This window comes from Pedobacter sp. KBW01, from assembly GCF_003852395.1.
Lineage (GTDB): Bacteria > Bacteroidota > Bacteroidia > Sphingobacteriales > Sphingobacteriaceae > Pedobacter.
In genome coordinates this window covers 14,523-33,551 of record NZ_QAJQ01000010.1, presented here as the reverse complement: position 1 = coordinate 33,551, position 19,029 = coordinate 14,523, and the positions used below count along the sequence as shown (strand labels likewise).

The window sequence follows — 19,029 nt, the reverse complement described above, 5'->3', positions numbered from 1 at the left end:
TGTTATGATTAAAATATATTTACATAATACCGTATTTATCGAATGCTTCTTTGGCACTCATGCCTTCCAAAATCTTTTTCTGCACCATTTTTTCTCCCCTTGCTTTTTCAAGTGCACGTACCATCACCTCAACTTCGTGTTGTTTGGGCACAATACAAACCCCATCTATATCGCCAACCACGATATCGCCGGGATTAACTAAAACTCCTTTAATTTCAATCGGTACCCTAAAATCGATTACCTTGCCCCGGGGTGCCTGGTCTTGTGCATAATTGCCGTAAGAAAAAGAGGGAAAATTCAGGTGCAATATTCCCCTGGTATCTCTCGAATAGCCATCCACCACTGCTCCTGCAGCACCTAAAATCTGTGCACGCGTACTCATGAGCTCGCCCCACAAGGCATAGTTTGGCGATGCTCCTGAACAAATGTAAACCTCATCTTTTTTCAGGTCATCGAGCGCCTCAAGCATTAAACCAAATGGCTTTTTAAGGATCGGATTACTGCTTTCAAATGCCGCACATTCCAGCACATCTGCCTCGAGCACGGTCATCGCCCTGCCTGCAACAAACATATCGGCACGTAAAGGTTGTATTTGTGGTGGCAAAAACTGGTGTAGAAGGCCCATCTTATCCATTATGTCGCCAATTACCGCAGTATAAAGTTCTGTTCTTATAATTTCAAAAAGCTCGTCGTCATTTTGCCATTCCATAGTATTCATTGTTATCAGCTTATTGTGTATCGGGATGTTGTATTTGTTTATGATTCAAAAATGGATAATTGGCAAAAAAAACCTTTAAGCATAGTTACCTACTTCTTAAACTTTTTTACCATAACTAAAGCCGCAAAAGGAATAAAAAAGACAAAATAATTCACTTAGCAATTGAATCGCAGCCGATGATTTATTGAATCATCATATAAATTTATGCAAAAAAATAGCGACCAGGATAAGCCTGGCCGCTATAATCATTGTGTGTGCATAAGTAGATGCATTTTATTTTTAATATCCGCTGTTTTGCTTTAAAACACCTCTAGATAGATCTATCTGGGATTGCGGAACAGGCATTAAATACAATTTATCAGTCCAGGTTCTAACCTGTATAGGTTTAACGGCATCGCTGATACTAAAAATAGATTTCATTACCTGTGGTGCAATTTTCCATCTTCTGATGTCCATGTAACGTTGTCCTTCTATGGCTAGCTCTACACGTCTTTCGTTTCTGATCAAATCTCTTAACGTTGTCTGGGTAGCATATTTAGTTCTGTCTACCACTGGCATACCAGCACGGGTTCTGATCTGATCTAAAGCATCGTATACTGAGCCATCAGGACCTGTTAATTCGTTCTTAGCTTCTGCATAGGTTAATAAAACCTCCGCGTAACGGATCAGGATGTTATTAGCGTGGTTATCGATCTGGTCGCGGTAAATTTTTGGATCAACCATTTTTCGTACACTGTAGCCTGTTAAAGCGGTATTACCCGCGCCTTCTGTCCATTTAAAGGCATAGCCATCTTCAATCGCATTCCATGGGTTTCCGTCAAATAAAATACTGGCATAAAAACGGGGATCCCTGTTTCTATATTCGTTTTTAAATGCCGGATCTTTGGCTTTATACCATGCTGCACGTTGCGCTGGCGTAGGTGGCGTAATTAAATCGCCTGTTTTATAACTTGGATAGCTGTTTACCAATTCTTGTGTTGGCGCAATAGAACCCCAGCCTCCTAAATCAGCAGAAGGTAACAGTGTATTTAAAGCATTAGGATCCTGTTGCGGAATGCGCTGTCTGTCTAAAATCACTTCCGAATTGCCTTCGTTTACCTGTTGAAACAAGGCTTCGTAGCTACGCAAACCTAAACGGAATTTTTTCTCATCATCGGCATTAGCAAAATCTACCCACACACTATAATCATCTTTTGCGTTAAGGGCATCTTCGGCAGTTACTTTAAACAAACTGTAACCGAGGGTCATTACCTGGCTTGCTGCATCGGCAGCCAATTGCCACTGACCTTCGTATAAGTGTGCACGTGCTTTTAAAGCCAGGGCAGCACCTTTGGTAATACGGCCTTTTTCGTTTGGTTTACCACCGCCATAGCTTTGTGGTAAAATTTTAGCAATGGCATCCAGCTCATCTACTACAAATTTTAATACTTGCGCTTTTGGTGTGCGCGGTATATTTTCTTCACCAAGCACAACAGTTTTAGTTTGTAATGGCACATCACCAAACTTGCAGATCAACCAGAAATAGGCGTTGGCCCTGATAAAACGAACCTCAGCTTTATAACGATCAAGCAAAGCCTTGTCAATAACGGTTACCTTATCGGCATTATCTAAAAAGTAATTGGCTCGACCTATTGCTGTAAAACCCCAGCCTGCATCTAAAGTAGAGTTTACATTACCTGATGATACGTCTGTTGCCGAACCTTCCCACGGATATTGTGCATGCGCGTTATCTGCAGCTGCATCATCGTATACCATATCATCGCCTGGCAACTGGTTGTAAACACCGTTTACAGCTAAGTAAACATCATTTGCATTTTTCCAGAAAGTAGCTTCCGACACCTGATTAAGGGGTGGCCTTTCTAAGAAATCCTTCTTACAAGAAACAAAAACACTTAATAAGAGTACACTTGTAACTATATATATCTTTTTCATTTTTCTAATCATTTTATAATCCAGCACTTAAACCAAACGACCATGTTTTAATACCCGGGTAACCTCCACGGCCTGAAGCAGATTCGGGATCGTAATCACCCAAACGTTTATCGGCCATGATGGTGAAAGGATTATTGGTTGTTCCGTAAATTCTAAGTTTAGATAAACCAATTTTTTTCACCGCATTTTGAGGTAAAGTATAGCCTAAAGTAATGCCCCTTACCCTGAAGTAAGAACCGCTAAACAGGTAAAATGATGAAAGCTGATTGATATTGTGACCTGCATCTGCAGTTAATAAAGTCCTTGGAAAATCAGCATTTGGATCAGGATTTTCTTTTGTCCAACGATTTAGCAACTGTACTTTGGCATTTGCACCGTTAAAAAAAGGTGTTGAAGCTTCCTGTCCCAAAGAGGTTTTAACTTTGGCTACACCATAAGTAAGGATATTAAAATCGAACCCCTTGTAAGATGCGCTTAAATTAAAGCCATAATTAACAAAAGGTACATCGTTACCAATGATTGTGCGGTCGGCTGCATTAATTACATTATCACCATTTAAATCTCTGTATTTAATATCACCTGCTTTGGTACGTGCATCCTGAAAGGCATGTGCTTTAACTTCATCATCGCTAACAAAAAGTCCGTCTGCCTGGTAGCCATAAAAAGATCCAAGCGATTCGCCAACTCTTTGAATAAACTGACCATCAAAGCGATCATTGTTGTTGTCGCCAATTTTGGTGATTTTACTTTTAATTAATGATAAATTACCGCCTACGCTAAATGTAAAATCTTTACCAATACGGTTATTATGGGTAACAGCCAGCTCAAATCCGGTATTACGGGTGCTTGCTGCGTTAGTAAAAGGTACTGTTAAAGGATAAGTAGCCAATGCTGCATTACGCAATAACAGATCTTTAGTATCTTTAATGTAGTAATCGGCAGTGATGTCTAATTTACCTTTAAACAAGGTAATATCTGCACCGAAATCGGTCATGTATACTTTTTCCCAAGTGGTAGTTGGCCATGATCCATCAGCCTGCCAGATCCCGTCTTGTGCGGTACCTTCAAAGCTATACTGGAAGCCAGCATTTAAGCGGTTAAAATAGTTACCAACAGCAACTACGTCCTGGTTACCCAATGAACCATAAGAACCGCGAAGCTTGAAATTATCAACCCAGGTGATGTTTTTCATAAAGTCCTCTTTTGAAACTACCCAGCCTGCAGAAAATGAAGGGAAGAAGGCCCTACGAACATCATCACGGAAACGTGAAGAATAATCGATACGGGCATTTACCTCTAACAGGTATTTATCGTCAAAAGCATAGTTAAAACGGCCAAACATTGAGCGCATAGACCACTCTTCGGCAGCAGTTCTGTTGGCTAAACCAAAAACACCTGCAATAATATCATCGCCATTGTTATCTGATAGCATATCTTCACCGTTACCTGAACCATTAATAATGGTACTTAAATCGTTATTAGGAAAATTTCTGCGGCCAAGAAATGCACTTCTAAGCACATTACTTTCTTGCGATGCACCTACAGTTACCTTACCATAATGTTTACCAAAAGTACGCTCGTAATCTGCTGTACCTTGTACCAACAATTCTTTTCTTTTAACCCAGTACTCTCTTAAATCGTTCTGTGTACCTTGTCCGGCTGGTAATGCAATCGGATTACCGGTTAAAAAGTTATTGATCGGAGTCATGGTATTGTTAAAAGCCGTACTGTTGTTATTGGTAAACTTTAACGAAACCAATCCATTAATAGAAAGGCCTTTTAATGGTGTTAATGTAGCGTTGGCAGCAGTTTGCAACAAATTATTACGGTTACTGCCTTTTGATGATTCGGCGATCATACGCGCCTGGTTACGGTATGGAATCGAGCTGCTGGCTACCGTTCCGTTATTTACCGAACCCCATTGGCCATTACTTTGGCGAAAAACACTAGTTGGCAAAGAACGGTTTAGCTCAGTCCACGATAAATTGCCTAAACGATCGAAAGCCTGGTTAATGAAAGAGATGTTAGTACCTACCTTTAAAATATTCTCTACTACTTTGGTTTCAGTGTTTAGCTTTGCACTAAAACGGTCCTGGTCTTTATTTGGAATTAATGATTCCTGAGTTAGATAATTTAAGCCTAAATAACTGCTGGTGGTTTTACCAGGTGCATTGATATTTAAATTCACATCACTTTGTGGCGCACTTGATCTTAAAACTTCTTTATACCAATCGGTATTTGGATATAAATCGGGTTGAGAACCATTTCTGTATAATTCTATTTGTGCCGGAGTGTACATTGGGCTACGACCAACATTGGTTAAAGCCTCGTTGTAAAGCGTAGTATAATCAACCGATCCTAAATATTTAGAGATGCGGGTGGGCGACTGCCAGCCATAATTAGCATTTAACTCGATACTTACTTTATCGCCTCCACCACGTTTAGTGGTAACCATAATTACACCATTGGCTGCTCTCGAACCGTATAGGGCTGCAGATGAGGCATCTTTTAGCACAGACATGCCAGAAATATCGTTTGGATTTAAGATGGCAAACTCCTGCGAACTGGCCGGGATACCATCAATAATGTAAAGTGGTGTACCTGCTCCAGCTAAACTACTTCTACCCCTGATATTTACAGCGGTACCTCCTGTGGCACTGGCACTCACATCGCCAGGGCGTTGTAAAATGGTTAAACCCGGTGAAATACCTTGTAAAGCATTTTGAATAGAAGTTACCGGACGCTCTTTTAGCTGTTTAGGAGTAATGGTAGCAATAGCACCTGTTAAACTTGATTTTTTCTGCGTACCATAAGCAACTACCACTACATCATTTAAATCGTTGGTTTGTGGCACTAAAGAGATTTTTAAACTAGCTACTGCTTTTACTTCCTGGGTTTTATACCCCATGTAAGAAATAATTAATATGGCGTCATCTGCCACACCAACCAGTTTAAAATTTCCGTTTTCATCACTCGCAGCACCTTGTTCTTTACCTTTTACTTTGATGCTGGCTCCAGGTATCCCCTTGCCTATTTCATCTAAAATGGTACCAATAACATCAATTACCTTATTTACGGGCGTTTCCTGTGCTGTTTTATTGGCAGGAACCACATTTGCAGGTCTCTCTTTCACCACAATGGTGTTGGCCTGTATAGAATATGTTAAGGGCTGATCTTTAAAACACTGGTTTAAAGCTTCGGCCAGCGAAACATCCTTAACTTCAATATTTACAGCTTTTGATTTTTTTAAATCGCTCTGGATGAAAAACACATTAAAACCGCTTTGGCTTTTAATGGCTTTGAGCACTTTTTGTAAGGATGCATTTTTCTCGTTAAGCGTAATGTTCTTTTGTGCAAAACTGCTCGCATTAACGTGTAAAAAAGCTACAAAAAGAAATAGAATGGTTAGCTTCATGGATAACAGAATTTTATGCTTTATACTGCCCGCGCGGTATAAATTAAAATCGTAAATTTTCATACATTTGTTAGGTTTTGGGTTGATATAAATGCCTTTAGCTGTTGCTATTGCATTTACAATGTTTTAACTATTTGGTTATCGTTGGGACATTTTTTTAATCTAAAGCTTTAAGCGGGTTTCGATTGCAGTCGAAATCCGTTTTTTCAGATTAAAATTTAGGGTATTACTTTATAATTTTAATCCTCCTTCCTTCTATCTTAAATTTAAACTTATCTGTTGATTCTAATATTTTTAATGTTTCCTGCAGGTTGTTGTGTTTAGAAAAAGAACCACCAAAATAAATGCCGTCGAAATTGCCAACATATTCGATTTCTACATCGTACCAACGGGCTAATTTCTGCATAGCTTCTTTAATGCCCTCGTTGTTGAACATAAAGAAACCGTTTTTCCAGGCAATGTACTCTTCTACATCAACCTTGTTAATTTCGAAATCTGAACCATGAAAAATGGCTTGTTGACCTGGCTTTAATACTCCGGTAGCCAATGGGCTAAAGTTTTTAACGGCTACACCACCTTCTACCAGTGTAGTTTTAATTTCGGGCTCATCGGCATAAGCACTCACGTTAAAGTGAGTTCCCAATACGCTGATTTCCTGTTTGGCGGTGGTTAGTTTAAAGGGTTTATTTTTGTTTTTGGCTACTTCAAAATAACCTTCACCGGTTAACGTTACCGTACGGTATTTACCGGTAAAAGCAGTAGGATATTTTAACGATGACAAAGCATTTAACCAAACTTTGGTTCCATCGGGTAGCGTAACCTGATATTGACCGCCGGCTGGGGTACTGATGGTATTGTAACCTGTTGCCTGCTTACCCGTTTTAGTTTCAACTATGGTATAAACCAGCTGACCATCGGCCGTTTTGGTAATTTTAATACCCTCCTGATTGGCAACTGTACCGTTAACGGCCTCGTCTAAATTAATTTTAGTGCCGTTTGCTAAGGTTAAAAAGGCTTTATTACCACCGGGTTTAATTAGAGCAGCCACTTTATTGGTGTTTTTATCAGAAAACCGCTCACTTAACCAATACCCGCCGAAGCCCAACACCGCAACTATTGATGCCGCAACTGCCCAACGGTAAAAATTCAGGCGAGGTTTTGTCTGCTCTTGTGTATTAATCTGCAGGTTAATGTTATTCAGAATCTTTTCGCCTATTAAGCTATGCTCAGCTTCATCAAATTGCGCTTCATGCTGTAATTTATTTTGCGCCAATTGTTCATTGTACCACGATTCGAGCTCGAGGCGTTCTTCTCCACTGGCAGTACCGGCTATATATTTTTCTGTTAAACGTGTTAATGCTGCTTTTTTCAATTTGCTGTGGTTTGGGTGTATGTACCTAAAACGAGGGGTATCCCCCAAAAGAAATTTAATTATTTTATAAGAAGCTATTTAACAGCGCTTTATTTTTAGTGGGTTTTCTGAAAAAGAACCATATAAGTCATAGAAGGAAATATAAGTTTATGTTTTAGAGGGTTATTTTGGTGTCTTTCTGGTTGCGGACAATATATTACAACGTTAGACACCTGAGTTCACCTGAGGTATTTTGTACGATATATTATTAGAAGCTGGTTAAAAAGGAATAAAAAATTCACAAATCTAATTTCAGAAAATTAACCATATAAGTCATAGTAAGGAAATATAAGCTTAGGTTTTAGAGGGTTATTTTGGTATCTTTTGGTTACGGACAATACATTACAACCTTAGACACGTAAGTTCACCTGAGGTATTTTATACGATATACTATTAGAAGCTGGTTAAAAAGGAATAAAAAATTCACAGGTCTATCAGGTGGGTGGGGACACCCACCTCTAGCGAAAGATGGTAAATTTCAAAAACAGCTGTCTTAAATACGCTTAAATGTCTTATATGGTGAAAACAACTTAGGCATAAGCATTAAGATTCCCACTTTCGTGGGAATGACGATCCAGAAAGTTTAAATGTCTTAAATGGTAAAATAAAATGTTAATAGATTTAAAGCTTATTTACCCCAGATACCGCTCAGCAACAATACCGCCCAAAATAAAAACTCGCCCATATCGGTACGCAGGCGGCGCAGTGCAATGGTAATCTGGTTTTCGACGGTTTTAGGTGAGATGTTTAAACGTGCGGCTATTTCTTTAACACTGAGGTGCTCTTTCCGGCTCAGGATAAAAATTTCTTTACATTTTTGCGGCAGCTGTTCAATGCTTTCATCTAAACGTTGTGTTATTTCCTTTTCGGCAAAAGCATTTTCTGCATTATGGGCACTCACCAGCAAATCGGTATCGTGCAGTAAATCGGTGCGTAGTTTCCCATCCCTTATGGCTTTAAACACCTGAAAACGGACAGCAGTAAACAAATAATTGTTTAGGTTATCAACCAAAGTGTACTCGCGTTTTAACCACAGACTTACAAATATTTCCTGAACAATATCTTCTGATGCTTCCTTATTGCGTAAAATATGATAGGCTGATAAATATAGCTTGCTCCAGTACCTGCTGTAAATTTTCTCGAACGCAGTCCGGTCGTTGCTTTGCATATCGCTCACAAGCAAACTATCAGGCCATAGTTCCAGGTTATCGGGTTTCATTTTTTATAAGGAATAGCTTTTACAATGCTAAGCAAAAAATTTAAGGGTTCAATTTATATATTTTTTATCACTATTGTCTGACTAAAAAGACTTCAAACCTTCGCACATGCAAAATTCGGTATTAAAAGCCACAGATTTGCAGATTTGGTGTAATCTCTAATCAGAAATATCCTTTAGTGTGCTATTTTAACATTCTAATTTGCTCTATTAAACGTACTCCTGAATCAGTTGTATCGGCTTTAACGCCTTGCGCATGCAGAAATACCTGCTGGCACCATTTTATAATTGCATCTTTAGGGTATTGTTTTACCTGTTGATTTAGCCAGGCCCTGGCTTCTTGTTTTTGTCCAAGTTTTTCCATGGCCCAGGCGGTTAACAATTGGTTTGCAGCGGTAAAATTGCTCACTGTATTTTCTATCTTCGGTTTAAAGCCGGTAACCTGCTGCAAGGCGGTTTGTGCAGCCTGTTGGTTGCCCATTTTCTGATAACACAGGTAATCCATCCAGTTTTCCAAACGTTCGTCTATATTTTCGGCATAAGGCCTGCCTACGCCTAAATTTTGAGGCCATTTTTTAGCATCACTAATCAGGCTTAGTGCCTGTTTGTAATGTTTAAGTTTTATTTCATTAATGGCCTGCATCAGTTTCGCCTCCCGGTATAATTCGCGACCAATAGTAGCGCCTTCGAAAGGCAGGATCTGAATCTGATCGAGCAGTTGGGCACAATCGGCGTAACGCTTATTCAGTAATAAAGCTTTGGCATACAGCATCCCCATGATATAGTTTTCAGTATGCGCCTGGTAAAAAGGTTCGATTGTTTTTAAAGCCTCGCTGTTTTGATTATGGCGAAGGTAATATTCGCCCAACAGTTTGGTATAACGCCAGTCTGCCTGATCTAAACTTTGAGCTCTTTTAAGATCAGTCAGTTCTGAAGCATCGATATGCATGGCAGCACGTGCGGCATAAAACGGAGCAAAATCGGGTGTATTGCCACAGGCTTTAAACAATTCTTTGCTTGCAGTTAACTGGTTTCGGTTTTGGTATAAAAGTGCCAGGTAATATTTGGGTTTCCAGCTGTTAAGCTGTTTATTCGCCCAAAGCAATATGGCCTCATCTTCTGAGCGGAAAGGAAAAACAAAAGCTGCAGAAGCCTGATCGGCTTTGGCTAAAGCGGAAGCAAAAGACTGTCCTTTTTTATTTTGCAAAAATGCCAGCCAAAAATTTACCAAAGCATTATCGGGTGCCAGTTGAAGTGCTTGTTCGCTTTCGTCGAAACGGCCCATCTGATAATAATTAACAGCCAATTCAAGATAGCTTTCGGTAGGTTGCTCATTGCGGATAGCAGCTGTAAAACGGCTCTTATTTTCTGCCGATGGCTGGATCAGGTACTTTTCAAAACGGGCGAAATCGTTAAGCGGATCGAAAACCAAAATGGTATCCAAAACTGCTTTGGCATCATTGATTTTATTTTGATGGCGGTAAGCGATTGCCTGCACCTGTAATGCTCCTATTTCGTAGCGGTTAAAGTCGATGGCTTTAGTGGCATAATTTAAGGCTTTGTCCCAGTTTTTTTCGGCCAAATATAACTTACTCAGTTCGCGGTAAGCCGGACTTCTGAATGCCATGGTTAAACTGGCCAGATCAAAACCATCCTTCGCATCGGTAGTGTTTCCGAGTTGATTATTAACAATGCCATAATAATAATTCGCCGCCCCATCATGCGTATCAACACTCAAAGCTGTTTTTGCAAATACTAAGGCTTCTCTATAGCGCATATTGCGGTACATCAGTTCGGTCATTTGAACCAATGCGGGCACAAAACCTGGCGTTTTACCTAAAGCAGCGCTTAATTTCTCTTCGGCCTTTGCATACATTTTCTGATCCATAAAGGCTTTGCCCTGCAGGTATAATCCATAGCCCGAGTTCCAGTCAAAATCTTTGGACGAATCGAGCGGACGGCTTAGTACATCTGCATCAGGTTTAGAGTCGTACTGCAATTTATCGCCCCCCAGTGTAACCCATAAATTGTTAACCGGGCCAACCAGCTTTACAGAATCGGCAAAAGTTTGCAGAGGTTTTAATTTTACCTGTTTCGTGTACAACACCTTTTCGCCTTGTTTTACCGCAAGGGTATCGGTTAGTGTTTGCACCGGATTTAAATAAATTTTTAACCAGCCTTTTTCATATTTCACGTTCAGGGCCGCATATTGGTTGGCTTTTACAAAACCTTTTGTTTTTAATACCGGATACCAGTATTCGGTCCAGGTATCGGCTGCGCCGGGTGTAAAACTTTTGTGTTTAAAGGGCGTAAAAGTGCTTTTTTCGGCTGTTTGATTAAACAACCTGCCCGATTGGATTTCAGAGTACTGCCCGTCGGTATCCGTCAGCAGTTTTTCCCAAATCATACCCTGATCGGCAAGGCCCCAGATCCAGATCTTTTTTCCGGCTTTATCATCATGACTGCCGTAACGGGCCATACCAAAATCATCATCATGCCAGTAGGCACCAAAAAAATCGGTGTATTTACCAAAAACATGGTACGATTTGTAGCCGCCAAAATTATTCTGTTCGTAAAAAGAAATATCCTTACCATTCTCTTTATTAATTGGCCAGTCGCTGTGCTCGCCCTCATGGCCAAGGTAATGTGTACCGGGATAAATGTACTGCAGGTTTCCTTTTACTTTTATTCCTGCATTCATCCAGTGGTAATAAGGTTGATTTAAAGGTGTGGCATTATACCAGAACGATTTGGTTGTAAAGTAAGCACGGTCTTTCGGAAGATTGATTTCCATTGTCCAATTGGTTCGGGTTAACAAATCGAGTACACCAATTACACAACTTACACTGCCATCGCTGTTTTTGCGCGTAACATAATCTACCGGTGTTACCGTATTGGGCGTATGCCCCATAATACCATAGTTGGGTTCTATCCCCCCGCTTGTCCATGGGCCACGCATGGCAATATCCCTGAACTTTACCACATGGTTATCGTAAATAAACGAGCGGCCTGTCGATTTTTCGATAGCCGACCAGATTTTGCCGCCAATTTCGGGCAATATGGTTAGTTTAATATAATCATTTTCGAGTGTTACTACTTTCCATTCTTTTTGTACAGCCTTATCGGTAAATCCATCGTAACGGAAATATGGGTAAATGTGCGTAAAGGCAGGTATGGGGTTTGGATCGGAAAAGGGATAGGTGGTAAATACCTGCTTATCTTCTTTAAAACTGGCATTACTTTGCGCATATGTGCCGATTACAGCAATACAGATCGAAAACGTAAGGAGTAATTTCTTCATTTTGAAAATAGATTTATTGTTTAAAAACAGTACGCTTTGCTGTTCGGTTAAAACCAGTGACGGTAATTTCGTCGGGCTGATTTAGGCCTGTCCACTTAATTGCGAAGCTGTTTTGGCTGGTATTATTTTCAGTAAAATTTGGTTAGATGAGTCCGAAGATAAAAATTTCTGAAGAACCACAAGGAATGGAAATAAATTCGTGTGGATGACATTGCCGGTTTAACCTTTCCGTCTTTATTTTTTTGCAGTTTGTAGGAGCAAATTGTAAAGTAAAATGAGCAGTATTGATTGATTGGCAACCAGATATTATTTGTAAATTTAATTAAGCATCAATTGTCAATTCCTCCATTTTCCGCCAATCGGCGAGTTTAAGTGCCAATCAGCACCAGAATACCAGTCAAGATCGTACCACTAAAGCATCTCAAAATTGGAGGCCAGATACCAATAAAAACGGGGCGTTGCCGAAAAGCCAGATGAGTAGGAATAAATTCTAAACTATTTTATTATGCCCAGATATGTAATTGAACGGGAAATTCCCGGCGCAGGAAAATTAACCGCTCAGGAACTGAAAACCATTTCGAAAGCATCGTGCGGCGTGTTAAGCAAAATGGGGCCACAAATCCAGTGGGTAAACAGCTATGTAACCGACGATAAAATTTACTGTGTTTACAATGCACCAAATGAAGAGATGGTACGAGAGCATGCACATTTAGGTGGATTTCCGGCCAATTCGATTAAAAAAGTTGCTGCTGTTATAGATCCGATTACGGCTGAGTAGTTGATATGATTAGCCCAGGCATTAAGACTCCCGCATGCGGGGGAATGACGATCTCCTTAAAAAGAAAACACGGCAGTAATTTACCTCCTTAGACACCTCAGTGCACCTGAGAAAAGGAAAATAAAAGAGAGTTAATTACCTTTAATAGCCAAGCATTAGGATTCCTGCATGCGCGGGAATGACGATTCCTCCGTTAAAAAGAAAACGGATCGTGGGCGCAGCCTTGCCATCCTTCCAATCGCTAAGTCAACTCTGCCTGGTGTAGCCTGATCTGAATGCGAACAAATTTAGAAGCCGGCATATTCGATTCTTTCACCACATTATTGATAGAAATCAGCACATTGGCTTCGGGAAAATAGGTTACAGCATTACCCTGCGGAACGGCATAGGGAACAACCAGAAAAAGCCGGGCTACCCGCTCAATACCATCATCGAAGTTAAAGAGATCAACTTTATCTTCGGCTTTAAATCCCTGCCTGTCCATATCCTGCTGATTCATAAATACTACCCTCCGCTCATTTTTAATGCCCCGGTAACGATCTTCCAGACCGTAAATGGTGGTATTAAACTGATCGTGTGTTCGGGTGGTGGCCATCAGGTATTCATTTTCGGCCAAAATGTTTAATGGAACACCCGAAAGGGTAAATGCGGCCTTATCTCCTGCTATTCCGGTGATAAACTTTCCATCGCGGGCAGCATTGGGTAAATAAAAACCTCCTTTTTGCCTGATGCGTTCGTTATAATTTTCAAAACCGGGTATACACTTTTCAATTACATCGCGAATTTTATCATAATCATCTGCGTAGGCTTTCCAGTCTACCACCGATCTTTCGCCCAACGTTTCCATGGCCATCCTGCAAACAATATGCGTTTCGTTCAATAACTGATCGGAAACAGGCATTAGTATTCCTTTTGAAGACTGCACAATCCCCATCGAGCTTTCTGTACTGATAAACTGAGCTACCCCGTTAATCATATCAATATCGCTGCGCGAGAGTGTAGGCAGAATCAATGCTTCTTCTCCGTGCACCAAATGACTCCGGTTCAGCTTGGTAGAAACATGTACCGATAGCCTGAGCTTACGCAAAGCCTCGGCTGTAAAAGTGGTGTCGGGCGTAGCCGATAAAAAGTTGCCGCCCATGGCAAAAAGCAATTTAACGTCCTGTTTGTGCATGGCCTTAATGGCACTTACCACATTATAACCGTGGGCTCTGGGTGGTTCGAAACCAAAAACATCCCTGATCCTATCCAGTTGCTGCTGCGTTGGCCTTTCGTTAATGAGCATGGTACGGTTTCCCTGTACGTTGCTGTGTCCCCTTACCGGACATACTCCTGCTCCTGGCTTGCCAATGCTTCCTTTCAGCAGCAGGATGTTTACAATTTCGCGAATCATATCCACCCCATTGGGTTGTTGGGTAAGCCCCATGCCCCAGGCAAATATAATCCGTTTTTTATGGGCCAGTATTTCTACTGCTGCTTCAATTTCGGCCACAGATAATCCGGCAGCTGCAGCAAGTTCATCGAGTTGGTAATTTTCAAACTGCGCAAGATAAGCCCCGGCTCCACTGGTTTTCTCATTAATAAATTCATGGTCGAAAACCAGACCGGGTGTAAGTGCTTCTTCGCGTGCCAGCAGCAGGCCTATCGCTTTCAGCAAGGCCATATCGCCATTTATTTTTACAGGCAGGTAAAGATCCGAGTAATGTTCGCCAATGCCCAATATGCCGTTCAGGGCTTGTGGATTACGGAACCCCATCAGCCCGGCCTCTGGCAGCGGGTTAATGGCAATAATTTTTGCACCGTTGTTTTTTCCTTTTTGCAAGGCAGTCATCATACGTGGTGCATTGGTTCCGGGATTATGGCCAATCACCACAATCACCTCTGCCTGATAAAAATCATCGAGTTTTACCGTCCCTTTTCCGATGCCAATGGTTGGTAAGAGTGCCGTACCCGAGGTTTCGTGGCACATGTTAGAACAATCGGGCATATTGTTGGTACCAAATTCTTTTGCAAAAAGCTGGTATAGGAATGAGGTTTCATTACTGGTACGTCCGGAGGTGTAAAAAATAGCCTCGTTTGGAGAATCGAGTGCATTTAAATGCGCAGCTATTTTTTTAAAGGCAGCATCCCAGCTAATGGGCTGATAATGTGCGCCTCCTTTTGGTAAAAACATGGGCGAAGTAAGCCGTCCCTTTTTCCCTATTTCAAAATCGGTTAACTGTGCCAGGTCTACAACCGAATTTTCGGCAAAGAATGCTTCGGTAACTTTTTTCGAAGTAGCTTCTTCAGCCAGTGCTTTTGCGCCGTTTTCGCAATATTCACCAATTGGCGAACGTTCATCATCCGGATCGGGCCATGCACAACTGGGACAATCGAAGCCACCATTCTGGTTCATGCTAAATAAAGCGCGCGTACCGCGAAATGGAATTCCTTCCTCTATCAGGTCGCCGAAAGCAGCCATCACCCCGGGAATTCCCGCAGCCCAGGTTTTGGCCGGCGTATATTTCAGGTTCAGTAATTTCTCCGGATTTTCGGGATTGGGCACTACTTTTAGCTTTTTCATTTGTTCTGACTCAAAAGTGGGTTGGGATATTGATCGCGCTGGTCTTCTTCTACATTGTCTAAACAGGTAAAATCTTTCTCGAGCAAAATACTGAGTGCACCTGACGTTCCTTTGTAACCAACCTTATCTGTCGATTTCCATTCGGCGAGCCAGGCTTCCGGAAACCTGAGGTTAATTTCATCACCAATAAAGGTAGCCGAAAGGGCATCATCGGCCGTACAGCTAATGCTATAAATGAGCTTACGGTTACCAAAATCTACGGTTTCAGACAAATTGCTTTGGGCAGAAAGGCCTTCTACTTCGGGACGCGTTAACCTGTATCTGATAAAATTGCCTTTAATTCGTATTTTCATGTCTGTATTATTTAATGCGCTGGGCGCCTGTATAAATGTTAAAATTTCTGCCCCTAAGGAAACCGATTAGGGTAATATTGCATTCGATGGCCAGCTCAACAGCCAGGCTGGATGGTGCACCAATGGCCGCAATAGTGGCGATGCCTGCCATGGCTGCCTTTTGTACCAATTCAAAGCTTGCCCTGCCGCTAAGCAATAAAATATGCTCCCTAAGCGGTAACAAACCTTCGGTAAAGGCCTTTCCAATCAACTTATCGAGGGCATTATGCCGCCCTACATCTTCTTTTAAATCAAGCAGCTCCCCCTGGCTATTAAAAAGGCTGCAGGCATGCAGTCCGCCTGTTGCCGAAAACAAATCTTGCTGACTTTGCATGATAGCGGGCAACTGCAAAAGGATCTCACCATCGATACAGCCCTGGTAAATGGTTGCTGCTGCGAAAGGCTGCCGGGTACGAATGGCTGCAATAGAAGATTTTCCGCAAACACCACAACTGGATGTGGTGTAAAAATTGCGTTCGCTAGCCGATAAATCCGGGATCTCGCAAGATTTTAGTTCCAGTGTTATGATATTCTCACGACCTTCGCCGCATACAAATACTTCCGATTTTTGCAATTCTGCATCGCAGTTTATAATTCCCTCGGTAAACAGGAAACCTTTGGCCAGTTCCTCGTCATTTCCGGGTGTGCGCATGGTTACAGAAATACTGTTTAACACCTGCTGTCCCCCTTTGCTACCTGTAAGCCTGATTTCCAAGGGTTCTTCGATAGCCAGCAGATCGTGATGTTCGTACCCCACCCCATCTTGTACCTTTTTAATGGCTACATTTCCGGTATAGGCAGTTTGAGGTGCGCTTTGAAGGGAAACATCAGAAAGTGATTTCATGTTAGCTTAATTTGTGGTAAAAAACTGGCATTAGCTACTGGAAAGCTTTATTTTATGGCTACCATTGCTTTTTACTAAGGTAGATATTCTCCATTGATTTTTCTAAACACCTAGCGGTGTAAGGAGGTTAAAAATAAGGTTTCGTTGTAAATAATTCACCACCTTAGACAGGCTCAGGATGACAACCGTGTTGAGTTGGGAGTGGTGAGTTTGGAGTTTGGACTGGCTTAAACTATGGGTTTGGCACTAATGAACAAATGACTAATGAACCAAAATACTAACCTTAAGCAGGAAATTTTTCCTGTAAACGCGCGATGGTTTCGCTCATCATTTTCTTTAACACTTCGATATCAATATCGGCCAGCTTATTAACGTAAATACAGCCTTTACCCGTTTTAAACTTACCTAATTCTTTAAGCAAAGCTTCGTTTACAGGGGTCCCCATGTAAACGTATAGGGAAATGGCTGCTTTCCGTGGCGAAAAACCAACCAGAGGCCAGTCGCCCTCCTGTTTGCTCCGCTCCGATTTGTAATGATAAGTGCCAAAACCAATCATACTGGCGCCCCACATTTTAGCTTCGTAACCTGTATAATCTTCCATAATTTTTAACAGCTCGAAACCATCTTTGCGCCTTTGTTCGGTTTCGGCAAACGTATTGATAAAATCGGTTACACTTGCATCGTTGAGGGTGGTTTTAATAGCAGCCATATAAAGTGATTTTTTTTACGAGTATAAACAAAATTATAAGCAATAAGTGGTAATTCAATGACCAATGTTTAATTCCCCCCTTTGACTACGCTCAGGGTGACAAGCGCGGTGAGTTGGGAGCGTTGAGTTTGGAGTTGGGACAGGGTTAAACTATGGGTTGGCACTAATGAACAAATGACGAATGAACCAGTGAACCAACTAACAAATTACTTACAATTGAGTATAAAAAATTTGTAGTTTATTATTTAGTTTTGAGATAACCAAACACTTACAGATTTATTTATTTTAGGTCCCCATAAACTAAATTAGCTCAAAATGTCCCACTTCAGTCCCCAACCCTTACTTCCCGTTAGCAGTGCTAGCCGGTACAGTGATCTTGTTCGGATTTCCTGCTCTGCCATAACCAATTTGTTGGCATAAGGAAGCTAACTTTAATTTTTAACGGTTCAATACAAACCAGATCATCCATAGCTGGTTACCGGGATTGAGGCTTAGGCTCTTCATTTTCAATTGCTTTCAAACATATTCTAAAAAAGAATAAAACATACAACTTATGACTACAGAAAATTACGACGTAATTGTTATCGGTGGTGGGGCTATTGGCCTGGCTACCGCCTACCAGCTAGGTAAACGAAAGGCTAAAACCCTGGTACTCGAGCAGTTTACCTTCGTTAACCAACTTGGAAGCTCAGCAGGCGTATCGCGCCAGTTCCGCATTCCCTACCCTGACGAGTACATGGTACAAATGGCTCTAGATGCCCAACCCTATTGGGATGAGCTGGAAAGAGAAACCGGCACCTCGCTACTGGATAAGGTAGGCACATTATGGTTTGGCGACCCGGCAGTACACTCAACCGAAGGTAACATTGCCGAGGCCGAAGAAGCACTGAAAGCTTTAAACGTTCCATACACCACTTTAACGGCCAAAGAAATTGAAGAAAAATACTACTTCAAGAACCTGCCCGAAACTTATACAGGACTTTTTCAACCCGATGGCGCGAGCATTAATTTTAAAGCTACTATTGAAACGCTGTTAAGTTTGTGCCAGAAACAGGAAACAGTCGAACTGAAAGAAAACTCTCCTGTACTCAAAATCAATCAGATGGGAAAACTTTTCGAAATTGAAACACCTAACGGCATTTACATTACCGAAAAGCTATCCATTATTCCCGGTCCATACATTAACAGTGTAATTAACCTGCTCGATTTTAAGATCGAAGCTACGTACTGGAATATGTCGTCGGCTTACTTTAAAAAAACCGATCCTACCATACAATACCCTACCTGGTTTGTGTTTCAAAATGCAGATAACCAAAACGGCAACCAGTTTTATGGTTTCCCCTCGGTAGACTGGGATCACCCTGAATATATTCGCGTAGCACCCGATTTCGTAATTACGCCTTTAAATGAACCAAACGAAAGGACTTTAATTCCAAATCAGCAAGAGCTGGGTTATACGGCCGAATGGGTAAAAGATCACATGACAGGCTTAAGCACAGAGCCCGAATATACCTCAACCTGCTTAATTGCGCTGAGTACCATCCCTAACAAAGAACTGTTAATTGATTTTGCACCGAGCTATGTGCCCAATCATAAAAATATTGTGTTATACGCCACAGGTTGGGCCGCAAAGTTTACCCCTTTTCTGGGTAAAATTATGTCTGATCTGGTACTGGACGGATACACCGATTTCGACATTACTCCTTTCCAACTGGGACAAAAATTCTTTAAAGCACTCTAAAACTACCTC

The 19,029-nt window shown here is 41.3% G+C and carries 12 protein-coding genes; 2 read left to right on the top strand and 10 right to left on the bottom strand.

Annotation, left to right across the window (positions count from 1 at the left end):
* Positions 1-19: 19 nt before the first annotated feature.
* The 6 genes from DBR40_RS10850 to DBR40_RS10825 form a co-directional block, all read right to left on the bottom strand.
* On the bottom strand, positions 20-718 hold the full coding sequence (locus DBR40_RS10850) for an RraA family protein (RefSeq protein WP_199748317.1): 699 nt from the start codon (positions 716-718) through the stop codon (positions 20-22).
* A 279-nt stretch (positions 719-997) separates the two neighbouring features.
* A complete protein-coding gene (locus DBR40_RS10845) occupies positions 998-2,650 on the bottom strand; it encodes a RagB/SusD family nutrient uptake outer membrane protein (RefSeq protein ID WP_158674026.1) in 1,653 nt (550 codons plus the stop codon).
* Between the two features lie 13 nt (positions 2,651-2,663).
* The gene (locus tag DBR40_RS10840; protein ID WP_124559769.1) at positions 2,664-6,128 is read right to left on the bottom strand and encodes a TonB-dependent receptor; all 3,465 of its coding nucleotides are present in this window, start codon (positions 6,126-6,128) and stop codon (positions 2,664-2,666) included.
* Positions 6,129-6,291: 163 nt separating this feature from the next.
* Entirely contained in the window at positions 6,292-7,437 is a 1,146-nt protein-coding gene (locus DBR40_RS10835; RefSeq protein ID WP_124559768.1) for a FecR family protein, read from the bottom strand.
* Positions 7,438-8,104: 667 nt separating this feature from the next.
* On the bottom strand, positions 8,105-8,695 hold the full coding sequence (locus DBR40_RS10830; RefSeq protein ID WP_124559767.1) for an RNA polymerase sigma-70 factor: 591 nt from the start codon (positions 8,693-8,695) through the stop codon (positions 8,105-8,107).
* Between the two features lie 181 nt (positions 8,696-8,876).
* The gene (locus tag DBR40_RS10825) at positions 8,877-11,993 is read right to left on the bottom strand and encodes a DUF5107 domain-containing protein (protein WP_124559766.1); all 3,117 of its coding nucleotides are present in this window, start codon (positions 11,991-11,993) and stop codon (positions 8,877-8,879) included.
* A 505-nt stretch (positions 11,994-12,498) separates the two neighbouring features.
* Here DBR40_RS10825 and DBR40_RS10820 point away from each other — a divergent pair.
* Positions 12,499-12,771, top strand: coding sequence for a DUF4242 domain-containing protein (locus DBR40_RS10820; protein WP_124559765.1), 273 nt, complete (start codon positions 12,499-12,501; stop codon positions 12,769-12,771).
* 241 nt (positions 12,772-13,012) lie between these two features.
* On the opposite strand, the gene DBR40_RS10815 is transcribed toward DBR40_RS10820, so the two are convergent.
* The 4 genes from DBR40_RS10815 to DBR40_RS10800 form a co-directional block, all read right to left on the bottom strand.
* On the bottom strand, positions 13,013-15,334 hold the full coding sequence (locus DBR40_RS10815) for an FdhF/YdeP family oxidoreductase (protein WP_124559764.1): 2,322 nt from the start codon (positions 15,332-15,334) through the stop codon (positions 13,013-13,015).
* Positions 15,331-15,687, bottom strand: a complete 357-nt coding sequence (locus tag DBR40_RS10810) for a DUF7009 family protein (RefSeq protein ID WP_124559763.1) — start codon at positions 15,685-15,687, stop codon at positions 15,331-15,333. Before DBR40_RS10810 ends, DBR40_RS10815 begins: the two co-directional genes overlap by 4 nt.
* 7 nt (positions 15,688-15,694) lie before the next feature.
* Complete coding sequence (fdhD, locus tag DBR40_RS10805) at positions 15,695-16,570, bottom strand: formate dehydrogenase accessory sulfurtransferase FdhD (RefSeq protein ID WP_124559762.1); 876 nt, start codon at positions 16,568-16,570, stop codon at positions 15,695-15,697.
* Positions 16,571-16,853: 283 nt separating this feature from the next.
* Positions 16,854-17,279, bottom strand: a complete 426-nt coding sequence (locus DBR40_RS10800; RefSeq protein WP_124559761.1) for a DUF1801 domain-containing protein — start codon at positions 17,277-17,279, stop codon at positions 16,854-16,856.
* Positions 17,280-17,832: 553 nt separating this feature from the next.
* Here DBR40_RS10800 and DBR40_RS10795 point away from each other — a divergent pair.
* A complete protein-coding gene (locus DBR40_RS10795; RefSeq protein WP_124559760.1) occupies positions 17,833-19,020 on the top strand; it encodes an FAD-dependent oxidoreductase in 1,188 nt (395 codons plus the stop codon).
* Positions 19,021-19,029 lie beyond the last annotated feature (9 nt).